This is a genomic window from Natronospira elongata, assembly GCF_034931365.1.
GTDB lineage: Bacteria > Pseudomonadota > Gammaproteobacteria > Natronospirales > Natronospiraceae > Natronospira > Natronospira elongata.
In genome coordinates this window covers 12,320-30,007 of the sequence record NZ_JAYGII010000028.1, presented here as the reverse complement: position 1 = coordinate 30,007, position 17,688 = coordinate 12,320, and the positions used below count along the sequence as shown (strand labels likewise).

Sequence of the window (17,688 nt, the reverse complement as noted above, 5' to 3'; positions counted from 1 at the left end):
CTTGGCCAGTGCTTCGGCAGTGGCGAGGTCCGGCTCGTGAAGATGGAGGACGACGATGCTGCCGGGTTGGACGTTGTCGAGTACCTGGGCGGCGATCTCTTCGGCGCTGAGGTCCTTGTCGGCGTCGCCGCTGGCGATGTCATAGTGGACGAGTTTGAGGCCCAGATCAGCTGCAATCTCTGTGACTGTTTCGTTGTATTGGACGAATGGTGGGCGAAAGTGACGCGGGATTTCGCCGGTGAGGCTGTAGGACATGAGTTGGGCGAAAGCGATTTGTAGGCGGATGTCTTTTTCTGTTAGTTCGGTCAGATCCGGGTGGCCGTGGGCGTGGGTCGCGATTTCGAACTGAGGGTCGTCGTGAAGCTCGCGCGTGAGCTCAGGGTTGTCGGCCATCCAGAGGCCGCCGAGAAAGAGGGTGGCGGGGATCTGGTGGTCGCGAAGCTTGTCCAGCACCGCCTCATTAAGTCGGTTGCTTCCAAGCTGGCTGCAGGCGTCGAAGGTCAATGCGATTTTGCCTGGGTCCTGGTCCCGTGGCCCATGCTTGATGACCTGGGGTGAGCGGGCCTCAACCATCGGCAGCTCATCGATGGCAAGGTCTGGATGAGCGGCGTTGAAGGCTTCTCGAAGTGATTCGGTATAGGCATTGGCGTCGATGTCTGCCTGCGCCATGGTGGGCAGAGCGAGGAGGAGGGCGAGGAAAGCGGCCTGGGTAGGGCGTCGCACGGGTGGACCTCGGGTTCGGAACAGGGTAACTCAGTTTGCTGTGCCGCCAGAGACAAGTCCAGTGGCCGGGCCATTCGGCTTGTCAGGTCTGTTAGTCTGCGGTGGACAGGATTCATGGAAGAGGAGTGCTGATGTCGCGCGCTGAAGAAGGTCCTGGTCTAAAGGTCGTTGCTTTGGGGGTTGCCGCTTTTGTGGCCGGTCTTTGGTTGTTGCACGGCCTGGTGGTGGTCCTTGGACTGGATGCCTCGGCCCTGGGCATTCGGCCCCGGGCCGTGTCCGGGCTGGCGGGGATTGTTGCGGCACCCCTGATTCATGGCTCCTGGCTTCACCTTTTCTCCAATACCTTGCCCTTGATTGTGTTGGGTAGCGCGATGCTTTACGGCTTTCCCCGGGCGGCCAGGGCAGCCTTGCCGTTGATCTGGCTGGGCTCCGGTTTGCTGGTCTGGCTGCTTGCCCGGGATGGGGTGCATGTGGGGGCCAGCGGCGTGGCCTTCGGGATGATGTTTTTTGTGCTGAGTGCGGGTATTCTGCGTCGCGACCGGGCATCGGTGGCGCTGGTGCTGTTGGTCTTTTTCCTGCACGGGTCCATGGTCTGGGGCGTTCTGCCACAGGCTCCCGGGGTGTCCTGGGAGAGCCATCTTTTCGGTGCGGTACTCGGGCTGGTCTGTGGCATCGCGCTGCGGCATCGGGATCCGATTGCGGCGCCGGCAGTGTTTGATAATTCCGATCTCCCGGATGAGCCCTTGCCCGGGCAAGAGGATGAGATGGATGGCTCGGATCAGTGGCGGGATGATGAGTCAGAAAAATAAGGTTTGGTCAGCGAAGATTGGATAAAGGGATGACGATGGAACGGGTGTATAGATCAAAGATTGATACTTGGCTGTTGCTGGTCCTGCTGGGAGTGGTTAGCGTTTGCGCCTATTCAGGTGTGAACATGATCCTGCGTGGCGATACGGCATGGTGGTCACAGCTGATTGTCTGGGGCTTTGGGGTGGTCTTTCCACTATGGCTTCTGGCGGGGACCTATTATGTCCTCGGCCCGGGGCGGCTGATCGTGCGAAGTGGACCGGTGAAATGGCAAGTGCCGGTGGCAGAGATTCGCAGCATCATCCCGACCAAGAATCCCCTGTCCAGCCCGGCGCTCTCGCTCGATCGTCTGAAAATCAACTACGGCGTGGGCAAATACGTGATGATCTCTCCGCGCGAAAAGGAGGCCTTCATCCAGCAGCTGTCGGAACTGTCCGGCGTGGAGGTGGGCCGCACCCGCAGCCGGGTCTGATGGCTTGCCAGTGGCCTTCCTCGCGGGTACTGTATGGGTGTACAGTTATCGTTGGAGGCCCAGGGCATGAGAAACCCCGGCAAGCACAAGGGGCGCGGGGCCTGTTCCAGTCCCGCGCCCCGGTTTCGGTCGGTGCGGCATGAGGCGGTGGATGATGGCTGGTGGCAGGACGAGGCGCCGGCCCCGCAAACCGTGGTCATGCCCGATCCGGCGCGCACGGTCATCAGTCGGAATCAGTCTCCCGATGTACCCTTTGATCGCAGTATCAACCCCTACCGGGGCTGTGAGCACGGCTGCATCTACTGCTTCGCCCGACCCAGCCACGCCTATCTGGACCTCTCGCCGGGGCTGGATTTCGAGACCCGTCTGTTCGCCAAGCTGGAAGCGGCGGATCGTCTCAAAGAGGAATTGGCACGGCCGTCCTATCGATGCGCGCCCATCGTATTGGGGGCCAACACCGATGCCTATCAGCCGGTGGAAAAGGATTACCGCATCAGTCGTGGGATTCTGGAAGTGCTGGCCGAGTGCCGGCATCCAGTCTCCATCCTCACCAAGAGCGGCTTGATCCTGCGAGACCTGGATATCCTGGTGCCCATGGCTCGGCGGGGGCTGGTCAATGTCATGGTCAGCGTGACCACGCTGGACAGTGAGCTGAAGCGACGGCTGGAACCCCGAACCCCATCCGGCGAGCGGCGCCTGGCGGTGGTGCGGCGCTTGAACAAAGCGGGGGTGCCGACGGGCGTCCTGCTGGCGCCGGTCATACCGGCCATCAATGACCCGGAACTGGAGACCATCGTGGCGGAGTCGGCTGCGGCAGGCGCGATTTGTGTCGGCAGTGTTATCCTGCGCCTGCCCCATGAACTTTCACAACTGTTCCGGGAATGGCTGCAGGCGCACTACCCGGATCGCGCCGGGCGGGTGATGAAGATACTCCAGTCCATGCGGGGTGGCCGGGATAATGACAGCGACTTTGGTCGTCGCATGCGAGGGCAGGGGCCCTTTGCCGAACTCATTGCCCGACGCATGCAACTGGCCCGTCGGCGGGCCGGACTGTATCGACGCGAGCAAGTATCTATGGACTGTGGCCAGTTCCGGCATCCGGAGGTATCGGATGGTCAGATCTCCTTGCTCTAGAGGAGATTGATCGATGGCAAGCAAGGGGGGATTGTGAACCAGCAAAGCTTTTCCAACGAGCCGGTCGCGGTGGGCGACTTGCCGGATTTCTCCCGGCTCGAACTCAATCCGGTCAGTGCCCGTTACCGTCCCTACAATCTCTTGACCGGTTGCCTGTTCATGGTGGTGGTCAGTGTGGTGGCCGTGGTCGGCGTCGGACTGATTTTCAGTTGGTTTCAGGCACTGTGGGTAGGGATAGTGGCCAGTCTGGCGACGGCGGCCGCTATTGCCCATGCCTGGCTGGAGCCGGCCTATCGGGGCTGGGCCGTGCGGGAACGAGATCTGGTAGAGCGGCACGGCGTGGTCTGGCGGCGCGAGGTTGTCCTGCCCATCGCCCGTATCCAGCATGTGGAAGCTGCATCCGGCCCCGTGGAACGCTGGTTTGGCCTCATGCGCCTGCAGTGCTTTACCGCCGGCGGTGCCACCGCCGACCTCGTCTTTCATGGCCTGTCTGCCGATACCGCCCTGCGCATCCGCAGTCACCTGATGGATAGCATCGACGTCGAGCCTGGCAATCCTGCCCATGATTGAGAATGAGACCGCATGGCGGCGCTTGTCCTGGTTTGCCCTGCTGCCGGTAGGGCTGCGGATCGGGGTACGCATGATTCGGGAATCGCTCCCTGCACTGCTTGGCGCGGGGGCGGGTGCCGTTCTGCTTGCTGGCTTCGGTCTGCGAGAGCTGGGTCTGCTGGCCCTGGCAGCCTTGCTGCTGTTGGTTCTCTACGCCATGGCCTGGCACCGCCGTTTCCGTTACCGCCTGGACAGTGATGCCATCCGGGTACGCAGTGGGCTGTTTCAGCGCCGTGAGCTGAGGGTACCCTGGGACCGGGTCCGCAATGTGGAGTTGCGCCAGGCCTTTTATCTTCGGCCAATGGACCGTCTGGGCGTGGTCGTGGAGACCGCCGGCGGGCAGGGAGAAGAGGTCAGCATCGAGGCCCTGCCTCGGGCGGTGGCCGAGGATATCCGTCGCCGCGCCAGTACCAGCCCTACGGTCTTGGCGCAGGACGAGGAACCTGCGGCTGAGCCGGGCCCGGTGCGAGGGCAGTGCCTGCATGCGCCCGGACCCGGCCGAGTTTTCCTGCACGGGGTTGCCAGTGGCCAGGTCTGGTTGCTGCTGGCGGCACTCGGTGGTCTCTACGGCCCCATGTCAGGGAGGATCAATGAGCGGGTGGGTGACTGGCTCAATCGCTTTGACGGGGGGCTGGCCGGCGAGCTCGGCCTGAGCTGGGGGGTGATGCTGCCGGCCGGGCTTGCATTGATTCTGGCGCTGCTTTTTCTGGCCGCCGGTGTGGCCTCGACGGTTCGCTACCACGCCTACCAGTTGTTTCTCGCGCCTGATCGGCTGCGGGCGCGTCACGGTCTGTTCGAGACCCGGGAACGGAGCCTGCGGCTGGAAAAGCTGCAGGCGTTGTCGCGGGTCGAGTCGGCGGTGGGGCGGTTATTGGGGCAGTGTTATCTCAAAGGTCACCAGGCGAGTGCGGGCGACACTGTGGAGGGCGGGGAGTCCAGCAGCGCCATGGTGATTCCGGGCGTTGCCCGGCCGGCATCTCGGGATCTGATGCTTGCCATTGATCCGTGCTGTCGCTGGCCGTCGCACATGCAGGGCGTGGACCCACGCTTCAAGGCATTCTGGCGGCCGCGAATCCAGCTTCTGCTCCTGGTGGGCCTGTTTTTTCTGATGCTGCGTCTGGGTTCGGAACCCTGGGGGGTGATTGTGGCGGCATCAGTGCCGGTCGTCATTATCGTGTTGTTGACCGGCCTGGCGGTGCAGTTGCGCCATCACCGCTGGCGCTGGGCCGAGGACCAGGGCTACCTGTTCATCAGCAGCGGCTTTCTGGGGCGGCATGATGAAGCCTTTGCCATGCACCGGGTTCAGCACCTGCGGGTGAAGAGCAATCCCTTTCAGCGCCGTGCCGGATCGGTGGAGCTGGAGTTGTGGCTGGCAGACGGGCCACGACGGATTCCCTTTATTCCCCGGGAAGAAGCTGTGTCTCTGGCCAACCGGGTACTGTACGAGGTGGAGTCGCGGGGACCACAGTTTCTCTAATGTTTGATGCGAAACACCCGGGTTGTCTCATTCAGGTGAGTGAGTGTCTGTTCCATTCGATCCACGGATTGAGCGGAGCGGTGGGCCGCCTGACTGGTGTCCTGGGAGACCGATGAGATGCTGTTGATCCGTTGATTCATGTCCGCCGCTGCCTGGGATTGTTCGTCGGCCGCCATGGCCACCTGGCTGCTCAGGTCGCGGATGGCATTGACCGCCTTGACGATTTTTTCCAGGGCCGCATCGGCATTATGTCCATCCTGGTCACGGTCGTCGTCTGTTACTGATTCCTGTCCAGCCATGGCCTCCAGGGCGTCGTTCGCATGCTCCTGAAACTGGCCCAGCAGTTTTTGCACCTGGGCGGTGGCCTCCCGCGTCTTGACTGCCAGACGGCGGACTTCTTCGGCAACCACCGCAAAGCCCTTGCCATGTTCCTTGGCCCGAGCCGCTTCTACGCTGGCATTCAGGGAGAGCATATTGGTTTGCAGGGCGATTTCGTTGATCACCTCGACAACCTTGGTGATCTGGTGGCTTTCCTGGTGCAGGCCGCGGATCACGGTCACGGCTTCACCGACGATCTGGCGGCCATCCCGGGCGGTCTGGTCGGCATCCCGAGCTGCCTCGGCGGTCGTACCGGTGTGCTCGGCGACATGCTCCACGGCGGTGGCCATCTCTTCCATGGCAGCGGCCAGTTGCTCCAGGTCCCGGTCCTGTGTCTCGGCGCCACGCTCCACCGATTTGGCCGTGTCCAGGACCTGAGCCATCTCCTGGGAGGCTGCCTCCGCGGCCCGGGATATATCGGCAATAATGCCTTCAAAACGCGCCTGCATGGTATTGAAGGCTTGTGCCAGGGCTTGCAGCTCTCGGCCGCCGCAAACCTCGGCCCGCAGGGTCAGATCATGATGACGGGCGGCCTCATCCATGGTTTCCGACAGGGACTGAATTCGCCGGCCAATGCCTTCCACGGTCCACAGGGCAAAGCCGCTGAGCGCCAGCCCTGCCAGCAGCATCAAGACCACCGTCCATATGGACCAGAGACCGTCCCGACGAAGGTCGGCGATACGGCTATTGCCCAGGGCGGCAATGGCGGCGCTGAGATCCCGCATTCCTGTCAGGGCCTGCTCACCGCTGTCCAGCCATTGTTCCACGAGGATGTTGTCCCGGGTACCGTCACGGAGCGACTCTCGGAGGGCACCATGATCGTCGAGGATAGACACCAGCGCCTGTTCTGCGAGGCGAATGCGCTCGCTGTGGCTGGCGTGCTCCCGGTCAGCGAGGAAGAGAGCGAAGGAATTGAAATTCATGCGCGGGGCGAGGGCCTGCTCATCCATCAGGCTATCCAGACCGATCTGCAGGGCGCCCATACCGTTGCGCACGGGGTCAGCTGCGAGATCGAGGTCTTCTTCCAATAGCGACCGGGCCATCAAGGCCCGTTCCCGGCTGATGTCCTCGGCTGCCCGAGACAGGGCCTGTTGTTGACGCAGGCTATTGACCAGGACTGAGCCACCACCACCAACCCGCGCCATCAGGCTTTCGGCCAGCCCATCCTGTGCCTGGAGCAATTCACTACTGGCCGCCATCCACTGCGCCGGGCTCACCTCGCGACCCTGATCCAGGCGGTCGCGCAGGTCGGCAAGTACTTGCGCGGCTTCCTTTACTTGCTCAAGCGGGGCCTGGACAGGGGACCGGGCCTCTGTGGCCAGCAGGGCTTCGACCAGGGTCAGGGCCTGATCCAACTGCCTTTCGCTTGCCTCGCTCAATTGCCCTCGTTCGCTAGCGCCAAGGTGGAGTCCGGCCAGCCAAGCATGGATCTGGTCCCGCTCCTGCCGCTGGGCATCGGCAGCGCTCAGCAGCTGATCGAGGGCGGCGCTGGTTTGCTCGAGTTGCCGGGCCTGCTGGTACTGCGGCAGATAGATCACCGCTGCCTGCCAGGCCACCATGGCCAGAAGCAGCCCGGCCATCAGGCCGACGGCAAGGCGGAGGAGGAGGCGAATACTGGTGCCGCTTGGCAGGAGTCGCATCAGCAGGTCCATGTCTGTTGAGTTGCGGGTGACAGTCACTGTAACGGTCGGAGGGGCATTATCCTTGAATCCATCAAGGGGCAAATTGACCCATGTCAGCGTTTTTCCGCCCGGCAGGGTAAAGGGTACTGGCAGGGGGTCGCGGTCTGCGGTAGATTCGTCTGCCTCATCTCAGCCGCAAGGATGTTCGTGTATGAAAGTCTCTCAGCGATTGGTCCTGCTTTCCCTGACCCTTTTGATGGCCCTGGCGCTTCCCTTGGCCGCGCTGGCCGATTCCACCCGCCTGCTGCGTCAGCCGGCGGTGTCGGATGAGCACCTGGCCTTCGTCTATGCCGGTGATATCTGGGTCAGCGAGCGGGATGGCAGTAAGCCCCGGCGTCTCACAGCGGACGACGCCGAAGAGAATAATCCCCACTTCTCCCCGGACGGCCGATGGATTGCCTATTCGGCTGCCTATGAAGGCAATACCGATGTCTATGTGATCGCCGTGGACGGTGGCCAACCCAAGCGCCTCACCTGGCACCCGGGTAATGACACCCCGGTGGGCTGGAGTGCCGATGGCGAGTCCGTGGCCTTTGCCTCTCGCCGGGAGACTGATCATGGCCGCTCCCTGCAGTTGTTCCATGTCTCTCGCGAAGGCGGCGCGCCTGTCAAGCAGATGGATGCCCGCTTCTTCCGTGGTCAATGGGATGAGGAAGGCCGTCGGCTTGCCTATATCGATTTCGGCCCGGCCTATAATGGGCTCTATGGTGGCAGCGCCGGCTGGAAGGGCTATCGGGGGGGTACCACGCCATCCATCCGTATTCTCGATGTGGAGGCCGATGAGGTTGTCGACATCGAAGGCAAGCGTGTCAATGACATCAATCCCCTGTGGATTGATAATCAGGTTTATTTCCTCTCCGATCGCGATGACAAGCTCTTCAATCTGTTCCGCTTCGACGAACAGAGTGGCGAGGTAGAGCGGGTCACCAATCAGGAAACCTGGGACATCCGCTGGGTCAGCACTAATGGCTCGGATGTGGTCTATGAGGCGGGCGGGTATCTTTATCAGCTCGACCTGACTAATGGTCAGGTCGAGCGAATTGATATCAGTATCAATCCGGATCTGCCGCAGCAACGCGCTGACTGGCGCGATGTTCGAGGGAATATCCAGCACGTGGGCATATCGCCCAGCGCCAAGCGCGCCATCATCACCGCGCGTGGCGAAGTGTTCACGGTGCCGGTAAAAGAAGGCTCCACCCGCAACTTGACGCGCACGGATGGGCAAAGAGAGTACACCGCAATTTGGTCGCCCAAGGGAGACCAGCTTGCCTGGATCGAGGAGTCCCTGGAAGGGCAAACCCTGGTGGTGAGTGATCAGCGGGGCCTGGGTGACCGTCAGCGTTTTGAGCTGGGGTCGGACTTCTATCAACTTGAGACCTGGGATGCCGAGAACGGGCGGATCATCTTCACCGATAACCGCCAGGGCATTCACTATATCGAGCTTAATCGTGGCCGTATTCGCCATGTGGATACCGCGCCGCGGGAAGGGCCCATCGATGTTGCCCTTTCCCCCGATGGTCGCTGGCTGGCCTATACCAAGTTCAAGGCCAACTTCTATCGTGATCTCAAGGTCTATGACTTTGATCGGCGTGAAAGCCATCTGATCAGTGACGGCATGGCCGACACCGCCTCGCCCGTCTTCAGCCGGGATGGCAAGCATCTTTACTTTGCCGCCTCCACCAACACCGGCCCCCGGCAATTCGGTCTGGACATGACCAGTCAGGAGCGTCCCTATCGGGCCGGCATCTACGCCATTGTGTTGCGTGCCGACGAGCCGTCGCCTCTGTTGCCCGGTAGTGGCGATGAGGAAATGGATGAGGGCAATAATAACGACGGCGATTCAGTGGAAACCCGAATTGATTTCGAGGGGCTGCTTCGTCGCACCGTCGCCCTGAATGTGCCCGAGGGCAATTATGGCTCCCTGCAGGTATCCGAAGACGGCAGCCTGTTCTACATGCGCCGGGTCCAGCCCGGGGCCACTCGCGAGCCGCCAGGCTCCTCGCCCATGCTCGAGAACCGTTTGCAGCGATTTGACTTCGAGCAGCGGGAAGAGCAAACCATGCTCTCGGGCCTGCTTGATTTTGAAATAACCGCCCGGGGTGGTCACATGCTGCTGCGGATGCTGAATGGTTCACTGGCCGTGGCGGAAATTGGCCGCGAGATTCAGCCGGAGAGTCTGGATCTCGGCGATCTGCGCATGCATGTGGATCCGCGCAAGGAGTGGGCACAGATCTTCGATGAAGCCTGGCGCATGCAGCGGGACTTCTTTTATGCCTCCAATCTCCACGGCGCGGACTGGGATGCGGTTTACGAGCAGTATCGGCCGATGGTGGACCATGTGGGCCGACGGGAAGACCTCAACGATGTTCTGGTGGAGATGATTGCCGAGCTGCATGCGGGCCATAACCGGGTAGGCGGCGGTGACGTCCACCGGGCCTCGGGTCCCAGTACAGGCCTATTGGGTGCAAACCTGAGTATTGATCAGGGCCGCTACCGGATTGATCGGATCTATTCCGGCGAATCCTGGAACCCCTTCCTGGAAGGCCCCCTGGCGGTTCCCGGCAACAAGGCCCGGGAGGGTGAATACATCCTTGCCATCAATGGCCGGGACATCAATGCAGACGATAATCTCTTCAAGCACCTGCAGAACACAGTGAATGAGCAGATCGTCTTGACCGTCGGCCCCGACGCCACCGGTCGCAACAGTCGAGACCTGGAGATCCGGCCGGTCGGTTCCGAGAACCAGCTTCGGCTCTGGGGCTGGGTCGAGGACAATCGGCGGGGTGTGGAGGAAGCCACTGACGGTCGGGTGGGTTATATCTACCTGCCCAATACCGCCGGTGCCGGTTATCGCTACTTCAACCGGATGTTCTACGCCCAGCTTGATCGCGAGGCCCTGATCATTGACGAGCGGGCGAACGGAGGCGGTCAGGCCGCCAACTACATCACCGAAGTCCTTGGCCGCGAGCATCTGGCCAACTGGGCCTACCGTGATGCCGAGATGAGCCGTACGCCCATGGGCGCACTGCATGGACCCAAGATCATGATGATCGATCAGGATGCGGGTTCCGGCGGTGATTTCCTGCCGTACTCCTTCCGTGAGCTGGGTATCGGCAAGTTGCTGGGGACCCGGACCTGGGGTGGTCTGATCGGGATATCCCGCAATCCACCACTGGTGGATGGCGGCTTCATGACCGTGCCCCATTTCCGCTTCATCGACCGGGACAACAATTGGTCGGTGGAGAACGAGGGCGTCGCCCCGGATATCCATGTGGAGCTGGATCCGGTGGCCGCCAACCAGGGCCGTGACAGCCAGCTGGAAAGCGCCATCGAGGAAATCCTCGATCAGCTTGAGTCCTGGGAGGATGATGTGCCCCGGGAGCAGCCGCCGCTGCCGACCGAGCTTGGTCGCTGACACGGTGGTCTAATCGAGGGAGCAGCAAGTAGCCACCGCTGGCCCGCGGGCCAGCGGGTCAGCGGTGGCTTACTTTCGGGGCCTGAAAGGCGATTAGTAAGAACCTTCGCCTTCGCTCTCTGCCTCTGCTTCTGCCTCTGCTTCTGCCTCAGCTTCTGCCTCAGCTTCTGCCTCAGCTTCTGCCTCAGCTTCTGCCTCAGCTTCTGCCTCAGCTTCTGCCTCAGCCTCTGCCTCTGCCTCAGCCTCTGCTTCACCTTCACCTTCTGCTTCAGGCATGGCCTCGCCCTCTGCCTCGGCCTCGCCAGCCGCGGCCATCAGATAACCGCGGTCCGTGACCACGTCGGAGCTGATGGCATGCACGGTTGCGCCGCCGGCGACGATGGCAAGTGCGGGCGCCACGTAGGCAACGCCGCGTGACAGGCTTTTCAGCAATTGATTTTTTTCAAGTTCCTCATCGGACATGGATTCCTCCTAGTCTTGATCCTGATAGCAAAACGCCATCAGATGTCATTCCCCCGAATCAGCAAATAAATGCCGAGGAAGAGCAGGGTGGCCTGGAACATCATGCCGCCCATGGGGAAATCCGGTGTTGCCATGAAATGCCATTGCCCCCAATGGGCGATGAATATGGCACCCAGAAGCACCGGGATGGCTGCCAATGCACCCAGCCGCGTGATCCAGCCGCTAGTGAATGGCCCAAGCAGGACCAACAGCCCCGCAGCGATCTCGGCCAAGGCCACCAGGAAGGCGGCGAACACAGGTAGCTCCATGGCGGTGGCAAACTCCTGCAGGCCACCGCCCATGAACTTGTCGATGCCCATGTAGATAAAGACACTGCCCCAGGCGATGCGTAGCAACCAATGGGAGTGGAATTTCACTCCCTCAAGGGCCGGGTCGTTTGTGGATGTGGGTTGAGGCATGCTACCCCTCCTTTGGTGTCGTAGATAGGTTCAGTGATTGGGACGATCAGCGCAGGCGGCTGTTACGCCACTGTCTTGGGATTTTTTGGCCGGCAACAGCAGTTGCTCGACGGCATCGCTGATCTGGTCGGGATGCAGGGTTTTCACCTGCCGCTGTTTTAACCAACTGACCAGACGGTTCGTCGCTTCACGGCTGGTCAGGCCGGGCGCCCGCAACTCTCCCTTCATGGCCCGCTCGAGGAACAAAACCCGTTCTCTCTGGGCCTTGCTGGCGCTTTCCGTGGGAATCAGGACCGCTTCAATATCGAGCGGGCCGGCGTTGTCAGCGGCGGCGCCGGCGTCATAGGCGCAGATTTCGCCGCTGCCGCTTTGATGGAGATGGGGGCGCTGTGCCCGGCTTTCAGGCAGCCGCGCCGGTAGTCCCAGTGCGTGACATTGACCCTGTTCGTCGATCAGCAGGCCGTGTCCCAGGCTGAGCCCGCGGGCGAGGGCCAAGTCCGTGGCCAGGCCGGCAAACCCGCCGGGCTGGTCGTGGAGCACCAGCACCCCGTGGCCGTCGTCGGTCCGGATGACCAGGCCGTCCAGCAGCAGTTGACTGTCATCGGTAGCCAGCCTGAGCAAGGCCTCGATCAGTGTCGGGATAACTTCTGCCAGTGACAGTTCCCCGTCAATGTGTCGGCCATCTTCCAGAAGCTCATAGGCCCCCGGTGTTTGAGCCACGGTCAGAACGGGGCCCGCGCCCGGGCCATCATGTAGCCAGTTGCCGAGAGAGGCTTCGATACGGTGGATGACCGGTCTGTCCGCGCTCTGGACCGTGATGTTGCGCCCGGCCAGGGTCAGTGTTCTTGCCTGTAGCGGGCCGCTCTCGGCTTCCGGCGCGGCTGGGGCCGTCTCTGCGCTGTGGGCAAGCAATCGCTCATCGCACCAGTCCGCCAGGATGTGCCAGACGTCATGACGAATCTGCTGGCGCAGGCCGGGGGTGGGCTGTTCACACTGCTCCGCCAGTTGCTTTGCGATCTCGTCGGGCCCGTGTCCCTCGCCGGCCAGGAGCCAGACCAGGCTGGCAGTCTCATTGGGTTGTCGAATACGCTGCGTGTGCGCATCACAGAGGTATAGCTTGCCATCGTCGATGACTTCGGTGGCCTGTGCGGGGGGGATGGCCGGCGAATCCGGGGGGCTTGCCGCCAGACGTTCAGCCAATACCTGATCGGCAAGACGGGGCATGGGGAAGTAGGGCAGGTATTGCTCGCCCTGGGCATTGGGCATCAGTCGCTGGAAGCCCCCGGCAGCGGCCGTCTCCCGTTCCATGTCTTCCTCGGCCGCGGTCAGCGGGTCCGGTTGAGAGGAACGGGGCGGGAAGTCCTGCTCATTGAGGCCGATCAGATTGACCATGTCCTGAATCACTTGCCGTTTGATTGCCTCTTCGGTGTCGCCCCCATCCTTGGGTGCGGCGGCAACTTCCATGGATGGGCTCAGATTGCACTCCAGTATCCAGGGTTTGAGTTCCTCATCCACCAGGCAATCAAGGCCCAGGAGTTCATAGCAGGCCGCTGGGTCAGCGCCCCGCAGCCGCAGTTGGCGCAGAAAATGTTCCCGCGAGGCGATAAGGGTCAGGGTGACCAGATCTCGTATGCGTTCAAACAATGGCTCCGGCTCCGCCCCCTGTTCTCGGAGCCATTCCCGGTAGCCGGCCATGTTGACGAAGACCACCGGTTCGTCGGCATCGGCATTGAGGGCATTGACATCTGGGTTGGTGAGGTGGACCCAGGGGTTGTCCAGGTCATCCAGACTCCAGGGGAGGGAAGCCAGTTTGGCGAAGCCTTCCTCGTACAGATAGACCCGCAGCGGATCGACACTGGTTACCAGTACATACAGCCGGAGAACATATTTGCGCCCCCGCATGATATGGGGCCGGTCCAGATAGGACTGGACCATCCAGTCCTCGCCGCCGGGCACCAGGGCCGGGTCCTTGACCACGCTGATGCCGCGGCCTCGGGAGGAGTTCTTGGGCTTGAGGATCCAGCGGCGCTCGGGCTGGTCACACGCTGCCTGCTGAAATGCATGATAATCCCTCGGCATATCAAAGGTATGTGGAAAGAAGTTGAGGCGCTTTACAAAGTCATGATCCGGCCCGTATCGAGCCAGCATGCGGGATCGGGTGGCAGCCAGGGTCTGATGCAGGCGGCTTTTTATGGTGAGACTGTTATTGCCCGGAATGTGGTTGATGCGGTGCCCGGCGCTTGCCTGCCGGAAGACCGCCGGCTTTGGCATCCCGGTGTACCAGGCAGCCTGCCAGTCCGATTCGTCACCTTCGCGCCAGAGTCGAGAATCCAGTGCATCGCGAAAAAAACGATCCTGATCCGGCTTGCGTTTGCCTCCCAGCCAGAAGCGGCGCTTGCGCTGTGACATGGTTTCCCCCCAGCCAGTTCTTGGTGCGTTAGGTGGGGGACGCCCGTGAATGCTGCCCGTTACGCTTCTGGGACACACAGAAGCCGGGCGGCGATGATATTCTGTTGCGCCTGCAAATCACCCACAGGAGACAGGCATGTTGACCGAGTCCGCCACTGGCACCACTCCAATCCATCCGGTTACCCGGGACGATTTCGAAACCTGGCTGGAACAGGCTGATGCCGACATTCGTGATTGGGCCAGGGCGAGTGGCTTCGAGGGTGAGGCCGGGCGACATCTCCTGGTCCCGGACGGCCAGGGTGGCGTGAGCTCCGTGCTCGTCGGTCACGAGGAGCATGAGCGCATCTGGGCGCTGGCAAGTCTGCCGGGGCAATTGCCGGCCGGCGACTATCACCTGGCGGGGGATTGGTCGGACGAGGAGGGCATCCGCGCCAGCGTGGGCTGGTTGTTGGGTGCCTATCGATTTGATCGCTACAAATCCATGCCGGCGCCTCAGGCACGTCTGACGGTCAAGCCGGAATGGCGGCAGCAGGCCGAGGTGCTGGCCGGTGCCGCGTCCCGGGTTCGGGATCTGGTCAATACCCCGGCGATCGATCTGGGCCCCGAGGAACTGGCCGGAGCACTTGAGTCGCTGGCCGAGCGATTCAATGCCGATTACTACTGCTATGAGGGTGAAGAGCTCAAGAGGGAATTTCCCGCCGTCCATGCCGTGGGCCAGGCGGCCAGCCGGGGACCGCGCCTGGCCAGGTTGAGTTGGGGCAACCCCGACCATCCCAGCCTGGCCCTGGTGGGCAAGGGCGTGGTCTTTGACTCCGGGGGGCTGAATATCAAGCCCGGCGCCGGCATGGTGCTGATGAAAAAGGACATGGGGGGTGCCGCCCATGTCATTGGCCTCGCCGAGATCATCATGAGCCTGGGTCTCAAGGTACATCTGCGGGTGTACGTGCCGGCAGTTGAAAACGCCATTGCCGGCAACGCCTATCGTCCGTCGGATATCATCCGCACCCGGAATGGCACCACGGTGGAAATCGGCAACACGGATGCGGAAGGGCGGGTCATTCTCTCCGATGCCTTGAGCCTGGCCTGCGAGGAAGGTGCCGAACGGGTGATCGATTTCGCCACCCTGACCGGCGCGGCCCGGGTGGCCTTGGGTGAGGATCTGCCGCCGGTGTATGGGCGTGACCAGGCCGCCCTGCGGCAACTGCAGGACCTGAGTTTCTCGGAGGAAGACCCCCTGTGGCACATGCCGCTCTACAAACCCTATAAACGTCAGATTCAACCCGCGCTGGCGGACCTGTCCAATACCGGCACCACGCCCCAGGGGGGGAGCCTGACGGCCGCCCTGTTCCTGGATCATTTCGTTGCCGCGGACCGGGACTGGATGCATCTCGATATCTACGCCTGGAATCTGTCGGATCGTCCAGGCCGGCCGGCCGGGGGTGAGGCCCAGGGGTTGCGGGCCGTGTGGGCCTGGTTGCGTCGGGTGTATGACTGAGTGAAAAGGGGTGTGCCGGTATTTGGGTTAGAGAGCCCATAGGTTAACGGTATGTTACGGGGCAATGAAGCTTGGTTTACAGGGCTGAAATAATCCTTGCGAAATGTGACGGCCTTGGGTACGGTTCACCCCGAAATCGGTTGCGGTCGGCGCTCACAGGGCGGCGGGGGTCGGGCCGAATCGATATCCAGTCTGTTCCCGAAAGAACAACCTGGCCTCGTGCCATTCTGGTGTTGATTTATGGTCCAAACCCATAACCCCGCCCTGCGTCGCCGTGGGCATCCGCCGGAGGTTCCAGCCTGGCTGCGTGGCATCTACGCCGGCCTTTGTCTGTACCTCTTTCTCTCCGCGCTCAATATCATGGGTTCCGGCCTCGGGACCTTTGGCCAGGAGAGTGATTGGCTGACCCGGGCCTTTGCCTACGGGCAGAATCCCTTCATTGCCCTGATGGGAGCGGTGATCGTCACCGCCATCGTCCAGAGCTCTTCCTTTACCACCGCCTTGATCGTGACATTGGTAGCGACAGGGGAGATGACCCTGGGCACGGCGGTTTTCGCCATCATGGGCGCGAATATCGGCACCTCGGTGACCGCGGTAATCGTGGCCCTGGCCAATCTGCGCATTCGCAGCACCTTCCGGCGATCATTTACCGCCGCCCTGATTCATGATCTCTTCAATCTGCTCACCGTGGCAGTGCTGTTCCCTCTGGAATGGATCACGGGGCTGTTTCACGAAAGCGGGCGGGGTTTCATTACCCGTGCCGCGGCCAGTCTGGCGGATCTGATCGGCATGGAGCCTGTCGCCAATCCGAACAGTCCGGTTCGGGTGATTACCCGGCCCCTGGTGGATGGGAGCAATTGGCTGGGCGCGACCCTGATGCCCAATGAGATGGCCCAGGGCCTGTTCGTGGCCGGTCTCGGCTTGCTTTTGATGTTCATTGGCCTGGTTTTCATGGTCAAGAACCTGCGCGGCGCCTTGCTACGCCATATGGATGGCCTGTTCCGGACCTATTTCTTCCGTAATGACCTTCGCAGCTACGGCATCGGCGCGGTATCCACGGTCATGGTTCAGTCCAGCACCATTACCACGAGCCTGATGGTGCCCCTGGCCGGTGCCGGGGTGGTGCCCATGAAACGCCTGCTGCCCTTCATGATGGGCTCCAATCTCGGGACCACCGTCACCAGTGTGCTCGCCGCGACCGCCAACCCGGTCTCCGCGGCGGTGACGGTGGCCCTGGTCCACGTACTGTTCAATCTGATCGGCACCGCTATCTGGTATCCCCTGCGGATCGTGCCCATGCGTATTGCCAACTGGTATGGGCGGATTGCCGGAAAGTCGCCCAGATATGCGTTTTTCTTCCTGTTCCTGATATTCTTGGCAATACCTATTGCCGGTATTGCACTGACGGAATTGCTGGTCATCCACTAGCCGTGGCAACGGCTAGTCTGGCATCTGAGTGGAGAGCTCCATGTTTCGTGAAATTCTGAACGCCCTGGCTCACGGATCCACCATCGACAACGCCTTCTCCGAACTGGGGGAGATGCTGGAGCATGGTGTCTGGATGTTTGAGCGTGCCAATGAGGTGCTGCATAGCAAGGTTCCGGCCCAGGCAGTGAGCGAGAGCATCTACGAGCGTGACCGGGCCATCAATGAATTGGAGCGCTCCATCCGCCGCAAGGTATTGCGGTATCTGACGGTCAATCCGGGTTACGACGTGCCGGTTTGCCTGGCCCTGATGAGTGTGGCCAAGGATGCTGAACGCATTGGCGATTATTGCAAGAACGTATTTGAAGTTGGCCAGTTCTATAACGAAGACTTTACCGAAGCACGTTATCGCCAGGCGCTTGATCAGATTGCCGAGGAGACGGTGGTGATCTTCAAGCTGGTTTCGGCCGCCTGTCGGGACTCGGATGAAGGTCCGGCCTCGGAGGCCATAGAGAAAGCCAAGAGTATCCGTGGGCGTTGCGATGAGATCATCATGGGTCTGTTCCGGGATGAAGAGCAGATTCAGGTCCATGAGGCGGTGGCCTATTCCCTGCTGGCCCGTCATTACAAACGAGTCGTGGCCCATTTGGCCAATATCAGTACCGCCTTGCTGGGTCAGTTCGAGGACCTGGATTTCTACAACGACAACGACATTGCCGGTAAGCCCAAGGCGAGTTGATCG

Annotated in this window: 14 protein-coding genes; 9 read left to right on the top strand and 5 right to left on the bottom strand. The window is 61.6% G+C overall.

The genetic code is table 11. The features are described from left to right. Nucleotides 1-723 (bottom strand): polysaccharide deacetylase family protein (locus VCB98_RS10990; protein WP_346052517.1); only part of this gene is annotated, 723 nt, incomplete at its 3' end. Nucleotides 724-854: 131 nt separating this feature from the next. On the opposite strand from VCB98_RS10990, the gene VCB98_RS10985 reads away from it, so the two are divergent. From VCB98_RS10985 to VCB98_RS10965, 5 genes are all read left to right on the top strand, one after another. After that, nucleotides 855-1,532 carry a rhomboid family intramembrane serine protease gene (locus VCB98_RS10985; RefSeq protein ID WP_346052514.1) on the top strand — a complete coding sequence of 226 codons (678 nt, stop codon included), beginning with the start codon at nt 855-857 and terminating at the stop codon, nt 1,530-1,532. A gap of 29 nt (nt 1,533-1,561) precedes the next feature. Beyond that, nucleotides 1,562-2,002, top strand: coding sequence for a PH domain-containing protein (locus VCB98_RS10980; RefSeq protein ID WP_346052512.1), 441 nt, complete (start codon nt 1,562-1,564; stop codon nt 2,000-2,002). A 66-nt stretch (nt 2,003-2,068) separates the two neighbouring features. Continuing rightward, complete coding sequence (locus VCB98_RS10975; protein WP_346052510.1) at nt 2,069-3,136, top strand: PA0069 family radical SAM protein; 1,068 nt, start codon at nt 2,069-2,071, stop codon at nt 3,134-3,136. Between the two features lie 33 nt (nt 3,137-3,169). Further along, on the top strand, nt 3,170-3,706 hold the full coding sequence (locus tag VCB98_RS10970) for a PH domain-containing protein (protein WP_346052508.1): 537 nt from the start codon (nt 3,170-3,172) through the stop codon (nt 3,704-3,706). Next, nucleotides 3,699-5,222: a PH domain-containing protein gene (locus VCB98_RS10965; RefSeq protein ID WP_346052506.1), complete on the top strand. Its 1,524-nt coding sequence runs from the start codon at nt 3,699-3,701 to the stop codon at nt 5,220-5,222. The genes VCB98_RS10970 and VCB98_RS10965 overlap by 8 nt, the downstream gene beginning before the upstream one ends. On the opposite strand, the gene VCB98_RS10960 is transcribed toward VCB98_RS10965, so the two are convergent. Further along, the gene (locus tag VCB98_RS10960) at nt 5,219-7,240 is read right to left on the bottom strand and encodes a methyl-accepting chemotaxis protein (RefSeq protein ID WP_346052505.1); all 2,022 of its coding nucleotides are present in this window, start codon (nt 7,238-7,240) and stop codon (nt 5,219-5,221) included. The genes VCB98_RS10965 and VCB98_RS10960 overlap by 4 nt on opposite strands. A 193-nt stretch (nt 7,241-7,433) precedes the next feature. On the opposite strand from VCB98_RS10960, the gene VCB98_RS10955 reads away from it, so the two are divergent. Then, nucleotides 7,434-10,697, top strand: coding sequence for a S41 family peptidase (locus VCB98_RS10955; RefSeq protein ID WP_346052504.1), 3,264 nt, complete (start codon nt 7,434-7,436; stop codon nt 10,695-10,697). A 93-nt stretch (nt 10,698-10,790) separates the two neighbouring features. On the opposite strand, the gene VCB98_RS10950 is transcribed toward VCB98_RS10955, so the two are convergent. The 3 genes from VCB98_RS10950 to VCB98_RS10940 are packed head-to-tail and all read right to left on the bottom strand — an operon-like array spanning nt 10,791 to nt 14,026. Continuing rightward, nucleotides 10,791-11,159, bottom strand: coding sequence for a hypothetical protein (locus VCB98_RS10950; protein ID WP_346052502.1), 369 nt, complete (start codon nt 11,157-11,159; stop codon nt 10,791-10,793). A 38-nt stretch (nt 11,160-11,197) separates the two neighbouring features. Next, entirely contained in the window at nt 11,198-11,617 is a 420-nt protein-coding gene (locus VCB98_RS10945; RefSeq protein WP_346052500.1) for a DoxX family protein, read from the bottom strand. A 30-nt stretch (nt 11,618-11,647) separates the two neighbouring features. Beyond that, nucleotides 11,648-14,026 (bottom strand): PqqD family peptide modification chaperone, encoded by a 2,379-nt coding sequence (locus VCB98_RS10940; RefSeq protein ID WP_346052498.1) that lies wholly within the window; start codon nt 14,024-14,026, stop codon nt 11,648-11,650. Nucleotides 14,027-14,162: 136 nt separating this feature from the next. Here VCB98_RS10940 and VCB98_RS10935 point away from each other — a divergent pair, with 136 nt between their 5' ends. The 3 genes from VCB98_RS10935 (at nt 14,163) to VCB98_RS10925 (ending at nt 17,685) form a co-directional block, all read left to right on the top strand. Continuing rightward, a complete protein-coding gene (locus VCB98_RS10935) occupies nt 14,163-15,521 on the top strand; it encodes a leucyl aminopeptidase family protein (RefSeq protein ID WP_346052497.1) in 1,359 nt (452 codons plus the stop codon). Nucleotides 15,522-15,761: 240 nt separating this feature from the next. After that, nucleotides 15,762-16,949, top strand: coding sequence for a Na/Pi symporter (locus VCB98_RS10930; protein WP_346052496.1), 1,188 nt, complete (start codon nt 15,762-15,764; stop codon nt 16,947-16,949). 40 nt (nt 16,950-16,989) lie between these two features. After that, a complete protein-coding gene (locus tag VCB98_RS10925) occupies nt 16,990-17,685 on the top strand; it encodes a phosphate signaling complex PhoU family protein (RefSeq protein ID WP_346052494.1) in 696 nt (231 codons plus the stop codon). The last annotated feature ends 3 nt before the right edge of the window (nt 17,686-17,688 follow it).